Origin of the sequence: Microcoleus sp. FACHB-831, from assembly GCF_014695585.1 — a bacterium.
GTDB lineage: Bacteria > Cyanobacteriota > Cyanobacteriia > Cyanobacteriales > FACHB-T130 > FACHB-831.
Genome location: NZ_JACJON010000040.1, coordinates 29,246 through 54,750 on the forward strand (window position 1 = coordinate 29,246; position 25,505 = coordinate 54,750).

Annotated in this window: 24 protein-coding genes; 12 read left to right on the top strand and 12 right to left on the bottom strand. The window is 46.9% G+C overall.

The genetic code is table 11. The features are described 5' to 3' along the window. Positions 1–83 precede the first annotated feature (83 nt). From H6F77_RS10275 to argH, 3 genes are all read left to right on the top strand, one after another. Positions 84–1,517 (top strand): PP2C family protein-serine/threonine phosphatase, encoded by a 1,434-nt coding sequence (locus H6F77_RS10275; RefSeq protein WP_190488019.1) that lies wholly within the window; start codon positions 84–86, stop codon positions 1,515–1,517. A 33-nt stretch (positions 1,518–1,550) separates the two neighbouring features. Continuing rightward, positions 1,551–1,793, top strand: coding sequence for a hypothetical protein (locus H6F77_RS10280; RefSeq protein WP_199321267.1), 243 nt, complete (start codon positions 1,551–1,553; stop codon positions 1,791–1,793). A gap of 111 nt (positions 1,794–1,904) precedes the next feature. Further along, a complete protein-coding gene (gene argH / locus H6F77_RS10285) occupies positions 1,905–3,290 on the top strand; it encodes an argininosuccinate lyase (RefSeq protein ID WP_190488021.1) in 1,386 nt (461 codons plus the stop codon). Between the two features lie 153 nt (positions 3,291–3,443). Here the strand turns inward: argH and H6F77_RS10290 are convergent, their stop codons facing one another. After that, positions 3,444–3,677, bottom strand: a complete 234-nt coding sequence (locus H6F77_RS10290) for an Asl3888 family RNA-binding protein (RefSeq protein WP_190488367.1) — start codon at positions 3,675–3,677, stop codon at positions 3,444–3,446. Between the two features lie 151 nt (positions 3,678–3,828). Beyond that, positions 3,829–4,119, bottom strand: a complete 291-nt coding sequence (gene rbp / locus H6F77_RS10295; RefSeq protein WP_190488023.1) for an RNA-binding regulator — start codon at positions 4,117–4,119, stop codon at positions 3,829–3,831. 300 nt (positions 4,120–4,419) lie between these two features. Here rbp and bcp point away from each other — a divergent pair, with 300 nt between their 5' ends. The 4 genes from bcp (at position 4,420) to H6F77_RS10315 (ending at position 6,587) form a co-directional block, all read left to right on the top strand. Next, entirely contained in the window at positions 4,420–4,905 is a 486-nt protein-coding gene (gene bcp, locus H6F77_RS10300; protein ID WP_190488345.1) for a thioredoxin-dependent thiol peroxidase, read from the top strand. Between the two features lie 34 nt (positions 4,906–4,939). Then, the gene (locus H6F77_RS10305; RefSeq protein ID WP_190488025.1) at positions 4,940–5,395 is read left to right on the top strand and encodes an NUDIX hydrolase; all 456 of its coding nucleotides are present in this window, start codon (positions 4,940–4,942) and stop codon (positions 5,393–5,395) included. A gap of 69 nt (positions 5,396–5,464) precedes the next feature. Next, entirely contained in the window at positions 5,465–5,650 is a 186-nt protein-coding gene (locus H6F77_RS10310; RefSeq protein WP_190488027.1) for a hypothetical protein, read from the top strand. 118 nt (positions 5,651–5,768) lie between these two features. Further along, positions 5,769–6,587, top strand: coding sequence for an alpha/beta fold hydrolase (locus tag H6F77_RS10315; protein ID WP_190488029.1), 819 nt, complete (start codon positions 5,769–5,771; stop codon positions 6,585–6,587). Between the two features lie 32 nt (positions 6,588–6,619). Here H6F77_RS10315 and H6F77_RS10320 read toward each other — a convergent pair whose 3' ends face one another. Further along, positions 6,620–7,345: a pantothenate kinase gene (locus H6F77_RS10320; protein ID WP_190488031.1), complete on the bottom strand. Its 726-nt coding sequence runs from the start codon at positions 7,343–7,345 to the stop codon at positions 6,620–6,622. A 229-nt stretch (positions 7,346–7,574) separates the two neighbouring features. Between H6F77_RS10320 and H6F77_RS10325 the strand changes: the two genes are divergently transcribed. Next, positions 7,575–9,296, top strand: coding sequence for a diflavin flavoprotein (locus H6F77_RS10325; RefSeq protein WP_190488035.1), 1,722 nt, complete (start codon positions 7,575–7,577; stop codon positions 9,294–9,296). 231 nt (positions 9,297–9,527) lie between these two features. Beyond that, positions 9,528–11,255 (top strand): diflavin flavoprotein, encoded by a 1,728-nt coding sequence (locus tag H6F77_RS10330; RefSeq protein ID WP_190488036.1) that lies wholly within the window; start codon positions 9,528–9,530, stop codon positions 11,253–11,255. 372 nt (positions 11,256–11,627) lie between these two features. On the opposite strand, the gene H6F77_RS10335 is transcribed toward H6F77_RS10330, so the two are convergent. The 4 genes from H6F77_RS10335 to H6F77_RS10350 all read right to left on the bottom strand — a co-directional run bounded on the left by H6F77_RS10335 (position 11,628) and on the right by H6F77_RS10350 (position 16,732). Next, on the bottom strand, positions 11,628–12,167 hold the full coding sequence (locus H6F77_RS10335; RefSeq protein WP_190488038.1) for a phycobiliprotein lyase: 540 nt from the start codon (positions 12,165–12,167) through the stop codon (positions 11,628–11,630). A gap of 208 nt (positions 12,168–12,375) precedes the next feature. Continuing rightward, the gene (locus H6F77_RS10340; protein ID WP_190488040.1) at positions 12,376–13,470 is read right to left on the bottom strand and encodes a glycosyltransferase family 2 protein; all 1,095 of its coding nucleotides are present in this window, start codon (positions 13,468–13,470) and stop codon (positions 12,376–12,378) included. Positions 13,471–13,642: 172 nt separating this feature from the next. Then, positions 13,643–15,136, bottom strand: coding sequence for a carotenoid oxygenase family protein (locus H6F77_RS10345; protein WP_190488042.1), 1,494 nt, complete (start codon positions 15,134–15,136; stop codon positions 13,643–13,645). 123 nt (positions 15,137–15,259) lie between these two features. Continuing rightward, positions 15,260–16,732, bottom strand: coding sequence for a folate/biopterin family MFS transporter (locus tag H6F77_RS10350; RefSeq protein ID WP_190488044.1), 1,473 nt, complete (start codon positions 16,730–16,732; stop codon positions 15,260–15,262). Positions 16,733–17,002: 270 nt separating this feature from the next. On the opposite strand from H6F77_RS10350, the gene H6F77_RS10355 reads away from it, so the two are divergent. Beyond that, a complete protein-coding gene (locus H6F77_RS10355; protein ID WP_309228828.1) occupies positions 17,003–18,967 on the top strand; it encodes a CHASE2 domain-containing protein in 1,965 nt (654 codons plus the stop codon). Between the two features lie 319 nt (positions 18,968–19,286). Continuing rightward, complete coding sequence (locus H6F77_RS10360; RefSeq protein ID WP_190488046.1) at positions 19,287–20,132, top strand: universal stress protein; 846 nt, start codon at positions 19,287–19,289, stop codon at positions 20,130–20,132. Between the two features lie 131 nt (positions 20,133–20,263). Here the strand turns inward: H6F77_RS10360 and psbM are convergent, their stop codons facing one another. Together psbM and H6F77_RS10370 are read right to left on the bottom strand one after the other, a co-directional pair. Next, a complete protein-coding gene (psbM, locus tag H6F77_RS10365) occupies positions 20,264–20,383 on the bottom strand; it encodes a photosystem II reaction center protein PsbM (protein WP_190488048.1) in 120 nt (39 codons plus the stop codon). A gap of 153 nt (positions 20,384–20,536) precedes the next feature. Continuing rightward, positions 20,537–20,833, bottom strand: a complete 297-nt coding sequence (locus tag H6F77_RS10370; RefSeq protein WP_190488050.1) for a 2Fe-2S iron-sulfur cluster-binding protein — start codon at positions 20,831–20,833, stop codon at positions 20,537–20,539. A 497-nt stretch (positions 20,834–21,330) separates the two neighbouring features. Between H6F77_RS10370 and H6F77_RS10375 the strand changes: the two genes are divergently transcribed. Beyond that, entirely contained in the window at positions 21,331–22,680 is a 1,350-nt protein-coding gene (locus H6F77_RS10375) for a serine hydrolase (RefSeq protein ID WP_199321268.1), read from the top strand. A 25-nt stretch (positions 22,681–22,705) separates the two neighbouring features. On the opposite strand, the gene rppB is transcribed toward H6F77_RS10375, so the two are convergent. The 3 genes from rppB to H6F77_RS10390 all read right to left on the bottom strand — a co-directional run bounded on the left by rppB (position 22,706) and on the right by H6F77_RS10390 (position 25,492). Further along, positions 22,706–24,070, bottom strand: coding sequence for a two-component system sensor histidine kinase RppB (gene rppB / locus H6F77_RS10380; RefSeq protein WP_190488053.1), 1,365 nt, complete (start codon positions 24,068–24,070; stop codon positions 22,706–22,708). Further along, positions 24,057–24,761 carry a two-component system response regulator RppA gene (gene rppA / locus H6F77_RS10385; protein ID WP_190488055.1) on the bottom strand — a complete coding sequence of 235 codons (705 nt, stop codon included), beginning with the start codon at positions 24,759–24,761 and terminating at the stop codon, positions 24,057–24,059. The genes rppB and rppA overlap by 14 nt, the downstream gene beginning before the upstream one ends. 89 nt (positions 24,762–24,850) lie before the next feature. Beyond that, complete coding sequence (locus tag H6F77_RS10390; RefSeq protein ID WP_190488057.1) at positions 24,851–25,492, bottom strand: DUF305 domain-containing protein; 642 nt, start codon at positions 25,490–25,492, stop codon at positions 24,851–24,853. Positions 25,493–25,505: the final 13 nt, after the last annotated feature.

Sequence of the window (25,505 nt, forward strand, 5' to 3'; positions counted from 1 at the left end):
CAAAATAGTTCTTAGCTTCATTTGTTATTTTGAATTTCTTTTTACTGCCAACTCCCGATCCCTGAACCTTGACCCCCCAAACCATGACAGCTGTGCCCTTTCCACGCCAGCCCTCTCACTCGGGTGACATTACCAGTGGTGGTGCTGCTAAACCTGAACCGACACCCGTTTTTGCCCTCAAAGAACTGGTGGCGCGTTTGCATCGAGAACAAAATAAAATTCAAGACTTACTAAGCTCTTTAGGTTTTGCTCTACGCAGTTTCAACAACTTAAATCAATTTTTAGAGCTAATTCCCCTTATGGTATCTCGCGTCACCGATGCCGATGGCGGCGCACTCATACTGTTCAAGCCGAACGGTCAGGTGCGGCTTGAAAGGCTACACTGCCAAGAGGGTTTGGTGTTTCAGGATATTCGTAAAGCGCTAGAGATGGCTACTCGTCAAGTTAGTACATCCTCGACAACGGGGACGGACGCGCTCGATCGCGTCTCTACAACTACATCGCCATCGCTTGACGAGCGGGTAAGCGAGTACCTGGGGCGAGATATTCATCTGTTTGGCACGCCCATTCTGGTTAAAAATAGCGAGCGGGGGCGCCTTTATGTGTTCAGCCGCGATCCGCAATACACTTGGACAGATACCCGACAGAAGTTAGTCCGCTTAGTGGCAGATCAAACAGCAGTCGCGATCGCCAACGATGAACTAACGGTCGAACTCCGCGCCAAAGAACGCCTCGACCAAGAATTAGAAATCGCCGCTGACATCCAACGTCGTCTGCTACCCCCCCAATGCCCCGAAATCAAAGGTGTCGAAATGGCGGCGCGCTGCCAAACAGCTAGCCGAGTCGGAGGCGATTACTACGATTTCATCCCTGCTAACTACGATCAACTGCGCCCCAAAAAGATACTCGACAACGAATCAGCGGCTTGGAGTGTTGTTATTGGCGATGTCATGGGCAAAGGCGTCCCAGCAGGCTTGATTATGACCATGACGCGGGGAATGCTACGAGCCGAAGTGCTAAACGGTCACTCACCCGCCCGAATTTTGCAACACTTAAATCGGGTGATGTACGCGGATTTGGAGAATTCCAATCGATTTGTCACTCTTTTTTATTCAGAGTATGACCCGCAAAGTCGTATCCTTTCTTATAGCAATGCTGCCCACAATCCACCTTTGTTGTGGCAAGCATCAACCCGTGCCATCCAGCGTCTTGATACCTTTGGGATGCTAATTGGCTTGGATGCTGACTCACGCTATGAGGATGCCAGCGTGCAGCTGGCAACTGGAGACACGCTCCTTTATTACACTGACGGCTTTACCGATGGCGCTAACCAAAATGGCGATCGCTTTGATGAAGAAAACCTGAGCCGCTGTTTTCAGTGGGCTTGCCAGCATGGCACAAGTCCGCAGGCCATTCTCGAATATCTGTTCGACCAGGTTCAGCAGTTTATTGGCCCAGGCAATCGCAACGCCGATGATATGACTCTGGTCGTTATGCAGGTAAAATCTTTTGATTGATAAACACCAGTTTGATGTGAGGAGAAAATGGTAGTGGATAATAGCATATTTCATGTAATAACTGATTTGTTGCCCTCAGCGCATGCATCCAATAGCTTCCATTTAGCGGTTTGGCATCCATCGCTCAATTGGCCGCTTTTGGCTCAAGAAATTAAAGATCCAAAGGTTTTGGATCAGATGCAAAATGCCTTTAATAACTTCATTAAGTCAGGCCAAGTTTGGGCGCTGATGATTGGCCTATTTTTTGGCTACCTGATTCGAGGGATAACGCGCTAGTGAGTTTTGAGCGGAGCCGGAGTTGCTCCGCTTCCGGTTTTGTCGTGAAGCGATGACTCGCATCTGAGTTTTGAAACAAAGTTAAATACTCAACCAACACAACCAACTGCTGTGAAAGAACAAAAAACATGGAGCCAGCGGTTTGAATCGGCGTTGCATCCCGCGATCGCACGCTTTAATGCCAGTATTAGTTTTGATATTGAGCTGATTGAATACGATATCACCGGATCTATCGCTCATGCCAAAATGCTTGCCAAAACTGGCATCATTTCACCCGAAGAAGGCGAGCAACTTGTTGCTGGCTTGGAGCAAATTCGCGGTGAATATAGGCGAGGTGAATTCACTCCTGGTATAGATGCTGAAGATGTCCATTTCGCAGTAGAAAAACGGCTGACAGAATTAGTCGGTGATGCAGGCAAAAAGCTGCACACGGCGCGCTCGCGCAACGACCAAGTTGGTACCGATACCCGCCTCTACCTACGCGACCAAATTCAACAAATTCGCCATCAGCTCCGGGAATTTCAGGGCGTTTTGGTCGATATCGCCGAACAGAACGTGGAAACCCTGATTCCCGGCTACACGCACCTGCAACGCGCCCAACCCGTGAGTCTAGCTCACCACCTCTTAGCCTATTTTCAAATGTCTCAACGCGATTGGGAACGCTTGGGCGAAATCTACCAGCGCGTCAATATCTCGCCGTTGGGGAGTGGCGCTCTAGCTGGCACGACTTTCCCTATCGATCGGCATTACACGGCAGAACTATTGAATTTTGGCGGAGTTTATGCTAATAGCCTCGATGGAGTGAGCGATCGCGACTTTGCTATAGAATTCCTCTGTGCCGCCAGCCTGATTATGGTTCACCTTAGCCGCCTCGCAGAGGAAGTCATCCTCTGGTCTAGCCAAGAATTCGGCTTCGTCACCCTCAAAGATAGCTGCGCCACGGGATCGAGTATCATGCCTCAAAAGAAAAACCCCGACGTGCCAGAACTGGTGCGAGGCAAAACCGGGCGCGTCTTTGGACATCTCCAAGGAATGCTGGTGCTGATGAAGGGGTTGCCCTTGGCTTATAACAAAGACTTGCAAGACGACAAAGAAGCTTTGTTTGACAGCGTGAAGACAGTAAAAGCTTGTCTGGAGGCGATGACCATCCTCCTGCAAGAAGGTCTGGAATTTCGGATAGATCGCCTAAGAGAAGCCGTAGAGTCCGATTTTTCTAACGCGACCGATGTCGCTGACTATTTGGCTGCGCGCGGCGTGCCGTTCCGGGAAGCTTATAACTTAGTAGGTAAAGTTGTTAAAACCAGCTTGGCCGCCGGGAAACTGCTCAAAGAGCTTAGTTTGGAGGAGTGGAAGCAATTGCACCCAGCCTTTGAGGAAGATATTTATCAAGCGATCGCCCCCCGACAAGTTGTAGCTGCCCGCAATAGCTACGGCGGTACGGGTTTCGACCAGGTTAGACAACAATTACTTGCCGCCCAATCTCAACTTAGCGGGTAAAACAAAAATTGGCCTGCGCTTCGTCTTTACAGGCGATCGCGCTATTGACAATAAATTAGCCATAAATGACGAATGCTGAATTACAAACAATGAATTCAGCATCCATCATTTATAATTCAGCAATTCGTGTTTTACGCCGCGTTCAAAGCCTGGTTATGGTCGGGGTCCAAAACTCTTGCCACCACCACCACCGCCACCGCCACCGCCACCATAAGAAGCAGCTCCTTCATCTGACTGTGCTGCTCCCTCATCTTCCTCATTTCTCGGTGGTCTTCCAGACCGCCGGAACTTAGAAAACCTACCCGTAGTTAAGCGTTTGCGAAACTTGCGAGCATAGGCTTGGTTACGCTGCGCCTTTTCTTTCTTGGGGTTACGGCGCTTCGCCATGTTCACCTCATTAAATAAACAACAAAAACTGTACTTGCGGAGCCTGATTTAGCAATATTTTTGCTTTTGCGCTGGAAATGCTGTTGCTGCTTTCTTAGAAGTCTGTGTCTGACTAATAAATAACAACAAACACCCAACAGCAAACAACTACTTAGAACCTGCCGCGATCGCGCGGCCCTCCCCCTCGCGTGTTAGTGCTTTCTTTGGGTCGAGCTTTGCTGACGCGGAGCGATCGCCCCATCCATTCTGCACCGTCGAGTGCAGTTATGGCTGCATCTTCATGCGTCCCTTCCTGCATTTCCACGAAGGCAAAACCCCGCGCTTTACTGGTTTCCCGATCTATGGGTATCACCACACTTTTGACCGAACCATGTTCTTCAAAAACTTGCTTCAAGTCATCTTGGGAAACCTCGTAAGACAGGTTGCCAATGTAAATAGTCATCCAAAAACATCCATCTGAGCAGTTGATTCAGATAAAAGTCCAGTGAGAGGGTCTTGAAAAACTAGGTCTTCTAAAGACTTCTCGAACGTGCGATCGCTAAGCGAATTCAGACAAGGCTCCCACCACCAAACTGGTTCTGGCGTTGGCAGCCTCTACCCTTAGGCTTGTGCAACAGATGCTACACCTTACCAGTATAAGGCCAGCAGGCTGCTACCTGACGTTACCGAACTTGCATCCGTACCGTCTATGATAGAGCATTGCGGGTCTTTAACCCTAATTCGCTTCTGGAAAACACTGCAAATGACGCTCAACATCGGTGATATTGCGCCTCCTTTCAGCCTACCTGATGCCCAAGGAAACATCCATAGTCTTGAGGAATTGCAAGGGTGTCGTGTCGTGCTGTATTTTTATCCGCGCGATAATACTCCCGGCTGCACGAAGGAAGCTTGCGCCTTTCGAGATGCTTATGCCGACTACCAAGCAAATAATATTGTAGTTTTCGGCATTAGTACAGATGACCCTAAAGCTCATAACAAATTTACCACCAAGTATCAGTTGCCCTTTACCCTGCTATGCGATGTAGATGCCAAAGTCTCTACAGCTTATGGTAGTTACGGGCTAAAAAAATTTATGGGCAAAGAATTTATGGGCGTTTACCGCTACACCTTCGTAATTGCCCCAGATGGTAGGATTGAGAAAATTTACACGAAAGTAAAACCAGAATCCCACGCGACGGAAATTCTGGCAGATCTGAGCGATCGCGATTCCAGCAAGCAAGTCTCCTAATTCCAACTCCCACTAAGCACTAATAACTCACCAAATGCTTCGCTCATGGCAATTTGTAAAAACTGTAATAGGGATTATATTCCGCCATCCCGTTACAGGCGCGACCATCATCCCCATTCTCCCTGATGGTCAGATTGTTTTCATTCGCCGCCGCGATACGGGTGAATGGGGCTTACCTGGGGGTATGGTCAATTGGGGTGACGATATTCCCACAACAGTGCGGCGGGAATTGGCTGAAGAAACTGGACTGGAAGTAGTGAACATTCGCCGCTTAGTAGGAGTTTACTCTTCCTTCGAGCGCGACCCCAGAATACATTCTATTTCCGTCTTAGTCGAAGCCGACGTGCAGGGGTCGTTTCAGATTCAGGATACCCTTGAGATCTCTGATGTCAAAGCGTTTTCTAGGGAAGAGCTGCCCTTGGGCAAACTCTGCCACGACCACGACCGACAGTTACAGGACTACTTGAACGGCGTGACAACACTTGCGTAGGCTTGGACGTTATCAATACTTAAAAAATCGTAAAATTAGCGATACGCGCGATCGCCAGTCTCTTATTGCATGGGCTATGAGCGCGATCGCTCGGGGGCAAAACATTATCAGGTGGGAAAGTTGGAAACTTTGCGGGTGGGAATGTTGAGAGGTTGGAAACTTGAACAGTTGGGTAGGGGTTCTCCTTTTAACCTCACCTACCTTTACTGGCTTAGATCGGGCGGTTGTACCGCAACTCTAGCGCCTGCGGGGTAGGGAAAGCCTCCCTTCTACAAACCTTTAAACAAATAAACCTTCAATCCTCTCAACAGCTAGCTGCAAGCATGCTTTTGAAAAAGGCTTGGACTGCTGGTGTAAACAACTGTGAAACCGGATGGATCTACTCCTACGCAATTCTCGAATTAAACTATCTCAAGGGCAAGTTTTCTGGCGTGAAATCGGTTCTGGGCCGATTCTCGTTTTTTTGCATGGGTTCTTTACCGATAGCAGCCAATGGCTACCTGTTATAGAGCAATTAAATCGGGAACACCATTGCTTCGCGCCGGATTTGCTGGGGTTTGGTGAATCGGAACGCCCCAATATGCACTACTCGATCCAGTTAGAAGTGGAATGTCTGGCTGAGTTCTTGGAGGCGTTGAAGCTGCGCGAAGTATATTTAATCGGTCACTCGCTGGGTGGCTGGATTGCTGCTAGCTATGCGCTGAAATATCTAGAGCAGGTTCGCGGTATCGTACTGGTGGCACCGACAGGAGTGCAAGCGGAAAAAATTAGAGGAAACAAGAGGTGGAATCGATGGTTGCTGGGGCGTCCGCCAATATTATCTTGGTTGTTGCGTAGTCTCCGCTTCCCGGCACAATTACTGGGTTTCTCCAAGAAAATCTCGGCGGCGCTAGAAATGCGACAACAGCTATTACAGTCTCCCACCGCCTGCCAGTTGTTATTCCAACGCCGCCCATCGGAAATTCAAGCTGAGTTATTAGAGGAACGACTGGAATGGCTGAAAGTGCCAGTTTTGGTTTTGCAAGGGGGACAGGATACTCACGCAGCGATCGCCGAAAGTAAAGCTTATGCTGCATTGTCTCCCAGAGCCGCCCTGCAAATCATAAACTTGGGTGGAAACGACTTACCCCAACAACTCCCCGATGTTGTGGCTGGGCATATTCGCGACTTTGTGAGTGGTGTTGACTTCTAAGTTACAAAGTCAAGACGCGATGAATCGCGTCTCTACAAAACAATTTTCCGCATTCCCCAGAAAATTAGATGGCGATCGCCAATTACCCCAGCAGCTATATCGGGATACTGGGATTGTAGATAATTTAGGAGAATAGCGCGATCGCCCCCTGTCAGTACAACCCGACTTTCTGGAAACGAGTGCCACCAAGCCTCGATAAAATCCCGCATACCTGACAAAACCGTGTAGACAACACCACTTTCAATTGCCTCTGGCGTACTTTTAGCCCATCGTGTTGGTAATTGGCTGGGTAATTCAACTTGCGGCAGGGCAGCAGTCCTTTTACCCAGAGACTCTAGCTGCAACTTTAATCCTGGTAAAATCGCCCCACCCACCAGACAACGATTTTCATCAACACCTGTGAAAGTTAGCGCAGTCCCAGCATCAATTACCAAACACGGATAACCGTAAGTTTCCCCAGCACCCAAAACAGCCAAAGCCCGGTCTATTCCCAGCGTCGGATATAACTTTCTTAGCGGGATTTGTTCTAAAGTAATGACGCGCACATCTGGATAGTCTTGCCAAAGGGCGGTCTGAGTCGGAACAACAGAAGCCAGATAAAGAGGCACAGACTGTTCATCTTGTAGAGATGGCGTCTCGCGTCTGCGTTCTACAAACTCAGTATCCCAAGCTTCTTGAAGGGTTTCTCCGATAAACCGCGCCCAATGCAGCCGCGAGTTGCCAATCATCAACCCCAGCCAAATCTTATCTATACTCATAGTTCATGGTTCATAGTTCATGGTTCATGCTCCCAGGCGGGGCATGAAATTTAACCAAAAACTCCAGGTTCGAGCTATCTAGACTCCTGACTCCGGACTCCGGACTCCTTAACACTGACTTTTAAAACTTTTAACTCACTCATAGGTTATTAATAAACCGTTACAAGTCTTATCATGTAAGAATAAAAGTAGAAAAAATACCTATGGGTTGCCAAGAAGGAGACCAGTTATGGTAGCGCTCACCGAAAGAACCCAACAAAAGCGTTTGACAATACAGACCGGAGAGATTGCCCCAGATACGATCGCCATTCGTTCGTTGGACTGGGATCGCGATCGCTTCGATATAGAATTTGGACTGCAAAACGGCACTACATACAATTCCTTCCTAATCCGGGGCGAACAGACTGCCTTAGTTGACACCTCCCATGCCAAGTTTAGCCAGCTGTATTTAGACACCCTAAAAGGTCTGATCGACCCGACTGAAATAGATTATCTGATTATCAGCCATACCGAGCCAGACCACAGCGGCTTGGTCAAAGATGTCCTTGAACTGGCTCCTAATTTAACTGTTGTAGGAAACAAAGTAGCAATCCAGTTCCTCGAAGGTTTTGTGCATCAGCCATTTAAGAAAAAAATTGTCAAAAATGGCGACAAACTCGATTTAGGCAACGGTCACGAATTGGAATTTGTCATCGCGCCTAATTTACACTGGCCCGATACAAGTTTTACCTTCGACCACAAAACCCAAACCCTGTACACCTGCGATGCTTTTGGGATGCACTATTGCTCTGATAGCACCTTTGATGAAGATTTAGGCGCTATTGAGGCAGATTACAGATTTTACTACGAGTGCCTGATGGCTCCCAATGCCCGTTCCGTCCTGTCTGCCCTCAAGCGGATGGGCGAACTGCCAGAAGTTGCCACCATTGCGACGGGACACGGCCCCTTGCTGCATCATAACGTTACGGAATTGGTGGGACGTTATCGCCAGTGGAGCAGTGAAAAAGCAAAGGCAGAAACGACCGTAGCTGTATTTTACGTTTCCGATTACGGGTACAGCGATCGCCTGTCGCAAACCATCGCCAAAGGCATCACAAAAACAAATGTTGCCGTTGAAATGATGGATCTCAAATCAGCAGATCCCCAAGAAGTTCAAGAACTCGTCAGCCGTTCTGCTGGAATTGTTATCAGCACTCCCCCAGCAGCTAATCCAGCGGCTCAAGCTGCTGTGAGTATCGTATTAGCAGCTGCCAAGGACAAGCAAACTGTCGGCATTTTTGAGGCTTACGGGGGGGATGATGAACCCGTCGATCCGATGGTTAGCAAATTTAGAGACTTGGGTTTGGCGGTAGCATTCCCAGCAATTCGGATTAAAGACACGCCTACAGAAGCAACTTACCAGTTGTGCGAAGAAGCGGGGACAGACTTAGGACAATGGCTAACCCGCGATCGCACTATCAAGCAGATCAAGTCCCTCGATGCGGAACTTGAAAAAGCATTGGGGCGGATCAGCGGTGGACTGTATATTATCACTGCTCACAAAGGCGACGTTAACGGTGCGATGTTGGCATCTTGGGTGGCTCAAGCCAGCTTCCAACCTTTGGGCTTTACAATCGCTGTAGCCAAAGACCGTGCTATTGAGTCTTTGATGCAAGTAGGCGATCGCTTCGTCCTCAACGTGCTAGAAGAAGGCAATTACCAAAGCTTAATGAAACACTTCCTCAAGCGTTTCGCCCCCGGTGCGGATCGTTTTGCAGGAGTAAAAACCCAGCCAGCTGAAAATGGTTCGCTGATTTTGACGGATTCCCTCGCCTACCTAGAGTGCCAAGTAGCCAGCCGTATGGAATGTAGCGATCACTGGATTGTCTACAGCACCGTCGATACTGGTCGCGTTTCTAAGCCGGAGTCTCTCACAGCAGTTCACCACAGAAAAGTCGGCAATTATTATTAGAAACCGCAGATATAGCAGTCCTCCAAAGATTTGTGAAAGATTTTTTTAATGAACCGCGAAGACGCACCAGCGGAGCGAAGCGCGTCAGCGCGTTAGAGCGCGAAGGAAAGAGCGGAAGAGAGATTTCACAACTGATTTAGGATTGCTATAAACGCAGATGAACGCCGATAAGCTCTGATTCATCTGCGTAGTTCGTCGCTACCGTTTCTCCTCACTTTTAAATACTCATCCATGACAGCCTTAAAACCTCGTGACGTTCAGGTTCTACCGATTGGTGTAGATACAACGGTGCTGCGATCGCGCACTTGGGACAGACTCAAATTTGAAATAGAATATGCCCTTGCTAAGGGGACAACTGCCAATTCTTATTTAATTCAAGCTGAAAAAACTGCTTTAATCGACCCGCCCGGAGAATCATTTACTGAAAGTTTTCTGGCAGAATTACGGCATCGCTACGACGTAAAAAACCTCGATTATATAATTTTGGGGCACGTCAATCCTAACCGGGGAGCGACGATCAAACAACTGCTAGAGTTAGTCCCAAATCCTACATTTATTGTCTCCAATCCGGGAGCGATCGCTCTGCGTTCTGCTTTCCCAGAGCGCGAATTAAACATTGTCGTCGTCCGGGGAGAAGAAACTCTAGATTTAGGTAAAGGTCATTGTCTGCAATTTATCGCCACTCCCACTCCCCGATGGCCAGACAGACTTTGTACCTACGATCCGCAGACTCAAATCTTATATACAGATAAGCTATTTGGAGCGCACGTCTGCGGAGATCAAGTTTTTGATGAAGGGTGGCAAACCTTCGTTGAAGATCGCCGCTACTACTACGATTGTCTCATGGCTCCCGCTGCCCGTCAGGTGGACGCAGCGCTTGATAAATTGGCTCAGTTTGAAGTTAAATTATATGCGACTGGTCACGGCCCTTTGGTACGCTATGGTTTGACAGAAATTACCCACGCCTACCGTCAGTGGAGCCAGTCGCAAAGAGCGAATGAGACGAGCGTAGCGTTGATTTATGCTTCGGCTTATGGGAATACAGCGACAGTAGCACAAGCGATCGCTGCTGGAATTACTAAAGCTGGTGTTGCTGTTGAATCTATTAACTGCGAATTTGCAGAACCCAGCGAAATTAGCGCCGCCTTAGAAAAATCAGATGGATTTATCATGGGTTCTCCCACCCTTGGCGGTCATGCTCCCACACCAGTACAAACCGCGCTGGGAATTGTTTTATCCACTGCTAGCAAAACTAAACTAGCAGGTGTATTTGGTTCCTACGGCTGGAGTGGAGAAGCAATTGATTTACTTGAAGGAAAGCTAAAAGACGCAGGTTATCGGTTTGGATTTGAAACAATACGAGTTAAGTTTAAACCGACCGATGTAACCCTCAAATATTGCGAAGAAGCGGGTACAGATTTTGCCCAAGCTCTTAAGAAAGCTAAAAAAGCCAGAATACCCAGACAGCAAACTAGCGAGTCGCAAACTGGCAGGATAGAACAAGCTGTGGGGCGTATTGTTGGCTCTCTTTCTGTAGTGACAACTAAACAAGGCGACCTGACTGGTGCAATGTTAGCTTCTTGGGTTTCTCAGGCTACTTTCAATCCTCCCGGTCTTACTATTGCTGTAGCTAAAGAACGAGCAATTGAATCTCTAATGCATTCTGGCGGCAAATTTGTTTTAAATATTTTGCCAGAAGGCGATCGCGTAGGTTTAATGAAGCAATTCCTCAAACCTTTTGCTCCTGGTGAAGACCGCTTTGCTGGTGTGGCGACGGCTGAGAGCAACACTGGTTGCCCGATCCTCAGCGATGCTCTAGCTTACCTTGAATGCTCTGTGCAAAACCGTATGGAATGCGGCGATCACTGGCTAGTCTACGCTGTAGTTGAAAATGGCAAACTTCTACAATCCGAAGGCGTTACTGCTGTGCATCACCGCAAATCTGGCAGCCACTATTAATTTTGGATTTTAGATTTTGGATTTTTGATTATTAATCCAAAATCTAAAATTACAAATTTATATGGCTAACCTTTATACCCGACCCTGTTCATCTGAACAGCATTAAGCGCTGGAAAACTACTGGTAAATATAGTTTGACTCTAGGTTAAGTAAAACTTTAAGTTGAAATGTTAGTGACGAATTTCTGCTCAACTATGGATGGTTGATGGATGAGCGAAATATCATCAACAGCAAGGGCTATTCGAGGTGTCAGAACTCTTGATAATCCCTAAAAAAATAACCTTAGTTGTGGTTAGCAGTAGACTTTTTAATTAGTACCTACAAACCAGACAAAAATATAGGGTGGGCATTGCCCACCCTACAAATGATATTTTATTGGATGCGCTTTTCTAGATACTGCCCGATCATCTGTTGTTCGCCTAAACGAGAGATGATGGTTTGGCGCGTGCGGTAGTTGCTACCAACTAACTTTAATTCTTCTTCAAATACAGAGCCTTGATACTCTGTCCGCAAGCATAAGGTTTTGGGATTTGGGAAGTAATATTGGGCGGTTACTGGCTTAGAAGTGGCAAAACCGCGATCGCGATACAAAGTTTTTCCCAATGCCCCAAATATAGTCGAACCCTTCGACTCTTTGCGCTGCGTCACTGAATTTGTACTGTTCCACTCGACGTAGGAACCGCACGTCATCGCATTGAGGTCTTCCAGTTCGTGCAACTGTGCCAGGTGAATTAACTCCGGGCTTCCCTGCTCCAAAAACCGGACGTTTATCATACTCACCATTTCCTTGGTTTCTCCGTCCGGTAGCGTGTAGTAGCGTCGCTCAGAACGCCAGCTACCACCGGACTCCCGGAAAAAGGCTGCAATTAGTGATTCTTCAGTAGTTTGGGTAAGTTGTAGCCCTGTTGTCACGTGTAACACTCCTCGTGCGATGACATATAACAGATCGACGACGCTTTACCGTCTTTGTTACCATTCTTAACATATTAAAACATATTTATCTCCAGCCCAGCTCTGCCATCCGGAAGAAACTCATAATAAATCTGACTTTGGGTTTATATCCTCCCCAAGGTTGGTAAGTAGTAATGGATAGCTGGTAGTTTTTATTACCCACTATCGATTAGGCTTCGATTAGTACCAGTCGCCGAATCAAGGATCGGTCAAGAGAAGATGTTTTGTCAGTATATTTTGCTACAGTAGGGTCTGTCTTCCCAAGAGGGGTTCCACTGTTGTTTGTGCTAACACTCAGAGGCAAAACATTTCTTTCGGGCTGCTTTTGGCTAGAAAAAGATTGATGGTGAGGCGCTAATTTAGCTTTCGTCAATAGATGCCATGCAATGGGTGAAAGCGCTGCGGGAAAAGCCATTTTGACAGCACAAAAAACTTTTGCTTGCTTGAGAGCAACTAGACTCCAATGCAGTTGCAAATAAGCTTTAATATTCTCAAGGGCTGGAATGTGGGGTCGGTGCTGTTCGCTGACTAAAGCATAAATTTTCTGCTTGATCGAGATATTAGTAGAAAGTCGCTTTTGAAGGGATAACTGATAATTTAAAGCACCAGGCCAAATTGTGCGGTAGGCGAGGCACTGATTAATAAAAACTGCATCTCCAAACTGGGCAATTTTGATCCAAGAATCAATATCATCGTAGTTGGTATCCAAGCTGGAATCCCAGCCGCCAGATGTGAGGAAAGCGCTACGCTTGAAGGCGACTTGAACAGGAGTACCGAAAGGAACTAGATCTAGCAGCATTCCATAATGAATATCTTCCTGGGGGATATAAAAAGCTTTGCCGGGGCCAGTTTGCCTAGTTCTACTAATTTCAGCTTGGTTAGTATCGACCTGCATGGCTTGGCAGGAGCAGATTACAGCGCCGGGACACAGCGCGATCGCTCGACTCATCTCTTCCAAGCAGTTAGCAGCTAGATAGTCATCATCATCAAGCGGCTTAATCCACTCACCCCGCGCCAGTTGCACCCCAGCATTCATCGTCGCAGAATGACCCAAGTTAGCTGAATTGCGTTGATAAACTAAGCGTTCATCGCCCTTAGCCCGAAGTTCTTCACATAGATTCCGCACATAAACTTCAGTACCATCCGACGAACAATCGTCAGCAACAACTACTTCACAAGGCACAGTTTGGGCAAGAGCTGTCTCAATTGCCCTCCGCAGCAAGGCGAGACGGTTATAAGTTGTAATAACAATGCTAAATTTCATCCAAATCACCCACTAGATGCCAATACAAATGCACCCTGGTCTGGAAGAAACGTCAAGGCTGGGATTAAGATCTGCCCAGCTTTCCTCTTACTGTAACTTAGAGACGTTGAATATTAGCGGTTAGGTTTAAATTCGGCGAACCTGCTAACCGCTAACCAACTATTTAGCAGCCTTATACTGGTGCAAAGTTCTGGGGAGTCCAAGTACCATGCAACCCGTAAGGGACGTGATGCTTCAAGTGCAACCGTGCTACTGGCCCTTTGTCAAAGTTGCGGGCATCTAAAATAACGACATCAGAACGGTGGCGGGATGAGTCATAAACCAAAGCGATCGCCCAGCCATCATCTTCGCTGTTTCCACCAGGACGAGGAACAAATACAGGTTCGCTCGCAAAGCCATGCGGTGCAGCACTCCAAAGCTGGCGATCGCCAGTCTCTAAATCCACTTTCAGAATAGCTTGCAACGGAGCGTTCCCACTAGCCGCATGGGCAGCACCCATATAAAGATAGCGATACGGGCGTCCCACCAAAGCCGGATGAACGCTGGGAAACTCACAGCAACGACTTTCAATCAATTGCCTTTCCACCGTCTGAGTCTTCAAATTCACACCAAACCGCCACAGTTGTCCTGGTGTCAGCGCATCAAACTTAACTTCTCGATAGTCAGACCCAGGCTCAACAGCGGGTAAAGACTCATAACAAATCGAGTCAATGTAAATTTCCTCACCCTGCTCAAAAGCATTAGCGTGGTGGAAGACGAAACCCGACTGAGTTTCAAACATCTGCACCGACTTACCCGCTTTGGGGTCGCGCGGAATCACCACAATGCGAGTGGGTTGAGTTGGTTGAAACTCCACGGACTCACCAGCACCGCGCAATCCAAACACGAAAGGCAGCGGATTAAACGAAACTGGATTTTGGAAGAATATGCAGTAGTTTGGCGTAATCGCAAAATCGTGGATGAAGGCGAAACCAGGAACGCTGTGGGAGTGACGGCTCACCAGTTTGCCGCTTGAGTCTAACTCGTATATTGTGATGGTGCTAGAAAGGCCAGGTTTAATAGAAAAGTTCACCAACCTTTCCCCCCCATCTTTCCCCGCGTCGATGCGCGGATGGGCGGCGAAAGCGTCACCAGGCTTCAAGATGCCATCGAGATAATCTATCCCAAAGGTTTCCAGCGTGCGGGGGTTTAAGCCATGAGGTTCAGCAGCTTCCCATAGAGCTAATAGCTTCCCTCCCCAGTAAATTACCTGGGTATTGGCAATATTTTTTAATTTCAAATCAAAGGCATTTGCAAACCAGCCACCAAGCTTTTGAGTGCCAAAGACCCCGCGATAGAGAATTCGGCCAGCCTGCTGTTCTTCTACATAACCTTTAGTGCGGACGAAGCGGTTGCGGAAGTGGGCGCGACCGTTGGTAAAGGCAATTCTTGCAATCATGCCATCGCCATCAAACGGGTGATGGAGGCGTTGACCGTTGACATCGAGCAAGCCAGGGCCATTGCGAAACAGAGTTCCACTTAGCCCTTCTGGAATTTCTCCTTCTATGTCATCAATCCAATAGTCGTATTCGTTGGGCTGAGATTCATAACCTTTTTGCCAATCTTTGAGTTCGTATGGCAAATCTGTGGCGACAGGAAACCGTTCTTGAGTTGGGATGGCTTGCATAGTTCGCAATCTGGGGTTGAAAAAGTAAACAGTAAAAACTAAAAAGGCAAAAGTAAATATTTTTTTCTTTTGCCTTTTTGCCTTTGGTTGTGGGCTGCTGGTGGGGAATGCTATTGCTTTATGTCACTCGGCTGGCTCTTCTACCCGTTTTCTTGCTATGGAAGTGCTTATGAATTCTGGAAGTAGATGGGGTAGAAAAGGTTGTTCCGGTGCCTGCGCCCCCGTCGAATGATGTTCCAAAACTGAAGCGGGGGGCAAAGATTGGGCGGTGCGCTCTGTTTGAGCGTCGGCTTGCGGGTCAGCTACCGGAAGCCAACCCACCAATGGCAGTGGCAGTAGGGTACTGAGATTGGTAATTACAACTAGCTGCCAGAGGTTATCAAAGTTGGTATCGGTTACTCCCAGCCAATGGGTGAGTAAGGCTCCTGTTTCATGAGACAACAGTCCTGCTAGATTGTTGACAGACATAAGGAGGGCAAACAAGCTTGCTTCAACACCCGGCGGGCAAAGTCTTGCGGCTAGTACTAAGACGGGCATGAAGGTAATCTGCCCCATGACGGTGAGGATGAGGCTATCTCCCATGCTGAACCAGTGGTCGTCGATGCCTAACGTGCGGTTGGCGTGGGTGACTAACAGCAGCGTGGTCATGCCGAGTGCTGCTGATAAAATTGTCGTCCAGGCGAATATGGTGCGAAATGGGACGCTTTTGAGAAAGCGTTGGAATAGCCAGATGCCTACAAGGGAGGCGATGCTTGTGACTAGACGGACTCGCCCTAAGAACTCTGGCTGGAATCCCAGTTCGTTGGTGGTGAAGTAGAAGAATGCTGCGTCACCTGATGGGGTGGCTTGCCAGAGGAAGATAAAGGCTGTGGGCAGCAAGATGGATTTTTGGCTAATGGCTTGCCGCAACGCTTGTAGCTGGTTCTTGACTGTAGCGGTGTCGGGGCGATCGCTCACTCTTTCTTCTGCGATTAACCACGCAACCGCTGACACTATCAAGGGGAAAGTAGCGGTAATGCCAAACACTGTCTGCGTACTGAAGTGTTGCAGCAAAACGCCGCTAAAGTAGGCGGTCATCAAACCTCCCACCGATGAAGCGCCCCAAGAGATCGATTGAAGTGAGCCAGCTTGACTCATCGATTCTCCCCTGGCTCTCTCGACTACGAGGGAGTCTACTATTACGTCGCTGACTGCAACTGAGAGAGAACTGAGGCTGATTGCCAAGGTAGCTGCGATCGCTGTATGAACGACTGTGGCTAGACTGACCCACGCGATCGCTCCCAAAAGTCCCGATAAAATCAGGTAAGGACGCCGCCGATAGCCAAAAATCGGCAACCCATCAGACACAAATCCAAATAACGGCTTCACTACCCAAGGCAGTGCTGCAATTCCCATCAAAGCTGCAACTTGAGCCGGACTTAAGCCTAATTCGTCTTTGAGAAAAAAGCTGACCGCCAAACGCGCCAGCCCCAGTATTCCCTGAACAAAATAGACCAATAAAATCGCGATTAACTCAGGTGTGGGTTCGTTACCCAGTAATAGCTTTTTTGTCAATGAGTTTTTAGTCTCGGACAAGCCAGAGGAAGAAACTAGCATTGATTAAGTTATTTAAAGAAATATCACCGCTTATTATGATAACGTTCCTAGCCCTTTATATTTCGCAACATTTGGCAAAAGTATAGTTATCGAATAGAACAAAGCGACAATATCTGCCTTTAGTTAGGGGTTACAGCCTCTATGGTGAAAATGGCATAATGTGCTGAATGACGATCGCCTCCCCATAAGGACAGATCGCAATGGAAAAGTGCCAAAGCCTAGTTAACTGCTAGCGTCCGATGTTCTTGAATATTAGAGATACAAGCATTTGTGAAAAGCTTTTTTAAAGCATCGGCATCGGCGATCGCGAAGCTTTCTGACCAGATTGTTAGTCTGTCGTCGGAATTGACAGGAGTTAAAGTAGTAGCGATCGCAACTTTAACACTCAGCGGTCTAGTCCTGGGAATGCGACATCTAGGGGGGCTAGAACCACTCGAAATACTGGCTTTTGACCAAATGATGCGCCTTCGCCCTGATTTAGGACAAGATCCGCGCCTGCTTGTTGTTGCCATAACAGAGCAAGACATCCGGCGTCAGAAGCGACCGATTCAATCCGACCTAGTTGTGGCACAGTTGTTGAAAAAATTACAACAATATCAGCCCAGAGTAATAGGCTTAGATTTGTATCGCGATATCCCCTTCGAGCCTGGTCGTAGGGAACTGATAGCTGAACTACAGCAACCTAATGTAATTGCGATTAGAAACATCGACGACATTTATGGAACGCCAGCGCCCCCTGAAATAACAGCAGAAAGGGTTGGTTTTAACGATTTTCCGATCGATCCAGATAGCATACTGCGTCGCAATACCTTGTTTGCTGAAACTGGCAATAATAGTGTGCTTTTTTCTTTTTCCCTACAACTGGCTCTAGCTTATTTGCAGGGTGAGGGGATATCACCCCAAGCATCTGAAATTAATAATTATCTTCAACTGAACAAGGCGGTGTTTGTACCCTTAAAAGACAATCCCGGCCCGTATAAAACAAACTATGGCGGCTATGAGGTAATGCTAAATTACCGAGGAGTCGATGTAGCGCGGCAAGTAACCCTCTCGCAAGTTTTGGATGGCAAGATCGAGCCGCAATGGGTGAAAGACAAAATAGTGCTAATTGGCAGCACCGCGCCTAGCCTCAAAGACAATTTCACCACCCCCTACAGTCCAAGATTGAAGCAAAACTACAAGATGGCTGGGGTAATTGTTCACGCCCAGATGGTGAGCCAATTATTAGATGCAGCTAAAGGCGATCGCCCTCTGTTCTGGTTCTGGCCAGAATGGGCACAAAAGTTGTGGATTGTAGGATGGGTGTTTGTTGCAGGCATTCTAGCTTGGTGGCTCCGTCATCCCTTAGTGTTGAGTCTGGGTATTGGCGTAAGCGTAGTTATTTTGTTTGGAACCTGTTTCTATTTGTTTAGCCAACAAGGATGGATACCGCTGTCGGCTCCAGCGCTGGGATTTCTCCTGACTACCGGACTTGTTATCACCTACCGATCCTATGAAGCACAGCAACAGCAACAGATGGTGATGAAGTTGTTGGGTCAAAACACTTCACCAGAAATCGCGATCGCTCTGTGGAAAGGACGCTCTAGCCTGCTCAAGTCGGGCAAGCTCCCAGGGGTAAAGCTGACTGCTACTATGATGTTCACCGACCTCAGAAACTTCAGCACCATCTCTGAACAAATGCCGCCGGAAGCTTTGCTGGAGTTTTTGAATGAATTGCTGGATGTCATCACCCATGAAGTGCTGATTCGTCAGGGCGTTATCAACAAGTTTACTGGTGATGGAGTAATGGCCGCCTTTGGCGTTCCCATAGATATCGCCCACAAGCCAGATGAAATATCAAAGGACGCCCAGAGAGCTGTGGATTGTGCCTTGGCTATGAGCGAGGCTCTTAAAAAACTCAACGTCATGTGGCAGAGTCGCGGGTTGCAGCCGATCCAAATGCGGGTGGGGATTTATACTGGCCAAGTTGTCGTTGGCAGTTTGGGAGGCAAAGACCGCTTGGAATATGGCATCATCGGCGACAGCGTTAACATTGCCTCGCGCCTGGAAAGTTCCGCGAAAGAGCGCCAACCCAGCCATTGTCGCATACTCATCGGCCACGAAACTTTAGTTCACCTTGAGGATCAATTTGTTGTTGAATCTTGGGGGGCGATGGAACTTAAAGGTAAAAACCAAATGGTCGATGTCTATCTTGTAATGGATAGAAAGCCACAAGGGGAGAAAGGAGAGTATTGAGTTTTGTAGAGACGCGATGAATCGCGTCTGAGTTGGAAATTCATAACAAGTAACTATAGGCTTTATATCCACTTAGTAACTCTTGTCAATACTAAGTTACTAAAATTTATTAACTAACCTTACGTTATTAACAGATAAGTCACAAATCGTTAAGTTTATCGCTCCATGTCAGCAGTAAGCTTAACAATAGAAAGCTCAGTTTATAGCTTTTTGGGTTGCCATAAGTTGTAATTCTGGAATCGTCAATATTAATAGCAGGATTTAACGATTCTTATGGCTACAAAGCCGAGCTTTTACTTTGCGATAGGGAGGTAATTAGATGATTGAAAAAATTTTGATAGCGGTTGCTGGACTGGGAAAGTGTGAAGAGATGCTCAAGCAGTTGATGGAAATTCCTTCCATTCAACGGGCAAAAGTAACTGTTTTGCATGTTGTGCCAAACCAAGTCACCGCCGATGCTATGTCCGCCAAGCTGGAAGAGGGTGGCAAAATTTTAGCAAACGCGATCCAGTATTTAAACTTAGATCCTGCGAAAGTAGAAGCCAGACTAAAACAGGGCGATCCTAAAGCTACTGTCTGCCAAGTTGCTGATGAAGAACAATCTGACTTGATTATTATGGGTTCGCGGGGGCTGAAGCGCCTGGAATCGATTTTAGAGAACTCAGTTAGCCAGTACGTTTTCCAGCTTACGTCTCGTCCGATGTTGTTGGTTAAAGATGATATTTACGTCAAAAAAATCAACCGCGTTATGGTGGCGATTGATGGTTCAGAGTCGTCGAAACAGTGTTTAAATTTGGCTTTGTTCTTGCTGCGAGATATTAAAGGCTCGCAGTTGGTTCTGGCTCACGTCAACAAGGCTAGGACAAGCTTTGAGTCAACAACCAACCCCGAACAAGATCCAGTACTCGCACCAGCGCTCGCAGATGCAAAAAAACTGGGCATTTCTTACAAGTGCGTTACGGGTAGCGGTAAGGCAGGGCCAGAAATATGCCGCTTGGCAGAAGACTTGAATGTTGACCTGTTAATGTTGGGTTCCCCAGAGCGTCGTCCCTCTATTGCTAGAGCTTTGCCCGATTTGGATCGCTTGCTGGGAAATTCTCTATCAGACTACGTGCGGGTTTACTCTAAGTGTCCCGTGCTGTTAGGACGCACGATAAGTGCTTAATTTTGAATTTTGGATTATAAATCTAAAATTTTCCATTAAGCTTGTTGAGTGTTGACGGCTGAGTGCTGAAAGTAAAAAATACCCCCTGCGATCTCCCCAAGGGGAGATCGCAGGGGTTTGTTTGATGCAGATTATTCAGACTTTTTGCCACTTTCGCGGCTAGCAGTTTGGATGTACAGAATCAATAGAAAAACAGTGGGAACCAGCACAAAGAGAATGCTGGCAATAAAACCTAGATCATTAACTTGCATTGCTAAGTGCCTTCATCTCATTTCAAGTCAACAAACATTAGAATATCACTTACTTATGACACAATAGCGGTTCCCCAGCGAGGAGCGATTCGCCCATACTATTACGACAGCGAGGCGCAAAGCCTTGGGCTTCGCGAGGAGACCGAGGGTGGACTAAGGCTTGGTCTTAACGCTGATTGGCCCATTGACTAAAGTTTGACAGGCTAAACGGTAATTTTCCGGCTTTTTCTTGAGCTTTCGCTGTTCAAAGTCAGTTTTAGGCGATAAATTGTCGATCCCTTCAACAATCTCGACTATGCAGGTGGCGCATTGACCGTAGCCGCCACAGTTCATCATCTTTCCCCTGAAGGTGTAGATATCGATGCCGTTCTGGACGGCTTTCTCTCTTAAGTTTGCTCCATCAGCGGCAATAACTTCGCTTTTTTCTTTGATAAATGTAATGTTAGCCATCGCCTGCTTTCCTCAAACGGGTATATTAAGAATTATTAATTAAAGTGTAACGTTTGCAAACATAAATTTAAGGTGGGAAGTTCGTTGGCTAGCAAAGAGGGCGATCGTGGGTGGCGATCGCTGATTGAACTTCTAGGGATATGAGATAGCGATTATTAGCAAAAGTGGCTTAAAGCGCGATCGCGCCCCAATGCTCTGAGATTTTGCATTTACTCTCGCCAGAGCAACCAGGTCTAAATCAAGTCGGGTATCTGATTTTATCCAGAGGGGTTCGCAGGTTCGCACGAGATATCTAGCATCAGAGTCAGAAGGCTTCTGCTCTTAAAAGGCAATGGCAACGCTTTAACAACTTCACAGCGATCGCCCATTCCTCTATTTTATGGGAAACTTTTCCCAAAGCAACTCATTCTGATAAGCAATCTTTCATCGGTTAAGGAAAACATTTATACCCATAAATGTTTTCCTTAACCGTAATACAAAAATACAAACTCAAAGATATGACAGTGAAAGTACGCTGGCTTTTACCCAGTTTAATTAGTGTTTTACTGCTTTCCTCTCCTGCTAAGGCAGCTAATTTAGCATATTGGCACTTTAATGCCAATCAGAATCAGCTTGACTTGACAACAGATGAGGGAGTTCAACCCAGCGTTCAAATGATCGTTAACCCTACTCGTTTAGTTATAGATCTGCCGGGAATTACCCTACAGCAGGCTAAAACCATTCATCAAAAAATAGGGCCAGTTATTCAGGAGATCCGGGTAGGACAGGTTGACGATGGAACCACGCGGATGGTGATAGAATTAGCCCCCAATTACACCTTAGATCCGGCAAAAATCTTAGTAAAGGGGCAATCTCCCAATCGCTGGACTGTCAATTTACCAAACCCCGAAAGAATTCCACCTGATTACCGACAGCAACCAGGGGGGACGAGTGAAGAAATAGCTTCTACCCCAGTAATGGTTCCAAAACCCACAGCAGCAGCCAATACATTTGCTGGTGTGGTTCCTAAAGGTAGAGAAATGCTTGAAATCAAGCCTCAAATTCAAGCGTTAAGAGACAAGTACAAATCGCTGACTTCTGGAATGTTTTTCCTGGATTTAGATACAGGAAACTATCTGGATATTAGCGGCGATCGCGTATTTCCGGCAGCCAGTACCATCAAATTACCAATCCTCGTCGCCTTTTTTCAGGATGTAGACGCGGGAAAAGTCAGTTTGAATGAAACATTAGTGATGCGCCGCAGTTTGATGACTGGAGGTTCCGGAAGCATGCAGTATAAAACGGCGGGAACTAAATTTGGCATCAGCGAAACAGTCGCCAAGATGATTACCATCAGCGACAACACAGCAACCAACATGATTATTGACCGTTTAGGGGGAATCTCTAAACTAAATCAACGTTTTCGCAGTTGGGGGCTAAAGGATACAGTAATTAACAATATGCTCGCCGATCTAAGCGGCACTAATAAGACAAGTTCTAAAGACTTGGTGCGCTTGTTAGCATTGCTAGCTAATAAGCAGCTAGTTTCTCAAAATAGCAACGATCGGATAATAGATTTACTACACCGCACGACCATTAAAACTCTGCTTCCATCGGGTTTAGGACCAGGAGCAGATATTGCAGATAAAACGGGGGATATTGGTTTTTTAGTTGGGGATGCGGGGATTATTACTATGCCGAGTGGCAAGCGTTATTTGGCAGGTATTTTTGTCCGACGCCCTTACAGATCTCCACAAGCTAGGGAGTTTGTTCGTCAGGTTTCCGGGCTAGTTTACAATTACCTGAATCAACCGAACCAACAATCAACTGTGAATTCTTCAAAGTTGCCTTCAGGTGCGGGTTTGTAAGTCAAGTAGTTATCGCTCGATAAAATTAGCGCAACGGTAAGCGGAGGGTAAAAGTGCTGCCGTTGCCTAATTGGCTTTGTACTTGCAGGCTACCGCCGTGAGCCAAAGCGATCGCTTGGGCAATAGGCAAGCCTAATCCAGAGCCTCCCGTATGGCGAGAGCGATCGCTATTTACTCGATAGAAACGATCGAATATCCGCGTCTGCTCCTCAACAGCAATACCAACGCCAGTATCGACAATTTGGATCAAAGCTTGGTGACTGCTGCTATCTAAAATAACCTTTACTTTACCGCCAGCAGGCGTGTAGTGAATGGCGTTAACAATTAAGTTAGAAACTAGACGATAAAGCTGTTCCTCGTTACCAGTGACATACACTGGTTTTGCCACTCGGATATCAGTTGTCAGCATCACATTACCTGCGATCGCTAGAGCCGCAAATTCTTCAACTAAGTCGCTGACGATATCATTTAAGCAACAAGAAAGCCGCGTTAATGGCAGAGTTTGCCGATCCATGCGAGCTAGTAGCAGTAAATCTTGGACAAGTTGAGACAAGCGGCGAGTTTGACGCTCCATAACTGCCAGTATTTCCTTACCTTCATGCTCTGGCAAGCGATCGCTTCTTCGTGCCGATTCTACAGTTGCTTGAATTGCGGCTAAGGGAGTACGCAATTCGTGAGCAGCATCAGCAGTGAATTGCTGCATTTGTGCATAAGCTCCATAAACTGGTTGCATTGCTCTAGCAGCTAACCACCAACTAGCACCACCTACTAATAGCATTGCTATCGGCAATCCTAATAACAGAATTAATCTGAGGGCAGCCATATAGTCGTCGAAATCTTGCAGACTTCGCCCGACTTGGATGTATCCCCATTCTTGATTATCCCTGGTATGCAGCGATAGGGAAATTTGTTGATAGCGAGCGCCTTTAAAAAGGCAAAAGCGTTCCCAGGCAGAGCCTGGAAACGAGGGCAAAAGGCAAAAATTAGCACTTTTTTCCCGCTCGGCTTTTTCAGGTTGTAAACCTGCTTTGGCTATTATTTTCCCTGAACGATTTAACAAACGAACATAATAATCGCCTTGATGAATTGCGCCTAAAACGTGGCGCGGCTGCGTGATTGTTGTTACACAGTTTGTGTCAACTAAACAGAGATCGGGTAATAGTTGCTGGGTAGCTGGTTCGAGTCGCGAGGGGTACTTGAGAGTGGGTTCAATGCTGTCGTGGAGAGTTCCGGCGACAGATTCCAATTCTCGGTTAAGAGCAACCCAATGGGCATGAGCGATCGCCTCATACAAACCAATTGCACATAGGCTGAGAATCAGGCTCATAACGCCAGTGTACCAGCCTGCTAATCGCCACTGAGTTAGGTTAAAAAGTTTATTTTGATTCACGATTCGGCTGGAGACGATATCCAATACCGTAGACAGTTTCTATCAAGCGATCGCACCCTTTTTCTTCCAGTTTGCGCCGCAACAAACGCATTTGAGCAGCTACCACATTACTTAAAGGTTCTGCCCCCAATTCCCAGAGTTGATCGATAAGTTGGTCGCGAGTAATAATTTGATTGGGACGCTTTAGGAAATATTCTAATAGTTGAAATTCCTTATTGGTCAGCGAAATAAATTGGCGATCGTCAGTGGAATTTTCACAATAAAGTGTTCTCGTGCCGTAATCTAAACTAAGGTTTCCTACTTGGAGTTGCTGGGGTTGGAGTTGGGGCGATCGCCGCTGCAATGCCCGCAACCTTGCTAACAATTCTTCCATGCCAAACGGCTTCACTAAATAATCATCCGCGCCAGCATCCAACCCAGCAATTTTATCTTCCATGCTGTCTTTTGCAGTTAGCATCAAGACTGGCAAAGGATTCTTCTTAGTTCGCAGCCGCTTACACAATTCTAAACCTGACAATCCTGGCAGCAACCAGTCGAAGATAGCCAGAGTGTATTGCGTTGGCGGGTTTTCTAAATAGTCCCACGCTAGAGAACCATCTACAACCCAGTCAACTACATAAGCTTCTTGATTCAGAGTCCGCTTAATAGCAGCACCCAAATCTGGCTCATCTTCAACTAACAGGATTCTCATTTCTTTTTGTCGTTTTTATCGTTACTAGGCTCCAGCCTGTTAACGCCTAACTAGAGGCTCTACCTCTATTAGCTTAGAGCCTAAGAAGGTTATTTATACCAAGCTTGCTGCCATTGCTGCATTTGCTTAATTTCAGCATTTTGGCTATCAATAATTAACTTTGCCAAGTTGCGAATTTCAGGTTTATCGGCAGAGTCAACCACCTTTTCAGCCATCGTTACAGCACTTTGGTGATGAGGAATCATTTGCTTAATAAATTCCCGATCAAAATCAGCCGCATTTTTCAGCGCTTGCATATCCATCCCCATCATTTCCATACTCATACTGTCTTGGTGGTGCATCGAATGATCCATGCCCATACCACCAGATGAAGCAGAAATATCTTTGCCGTACCACTGTTTGTACCAAGTTTGCATCTGCTGAATTTCTTTATTTTGGTCTTTTTTGATGGCTTCAGCCAGTTTTTTGATTTCAGGCCGTTTAGCCTTTTGAAAGGCCATATCAGCCATTTCCACTGCCCCTTGATGGTGGGGAATCATCATTTCGATAAATTGGCGATCGCTCTGCGTAGTTGTGTTTGCTTTAGTAGAGGTTGCAGGAGTGGTTTCCGCTGGAGTAATCTGCTTCAGATTTTGCTCGGCGGATGATGTGCCGCAGCTTATTAGACCCCCGGCGATCGCGCCGAAAGCAACTAAACGGACAACCTTGTAAACTATGTGCTTTTTGTCCATGATATTCTTTCCT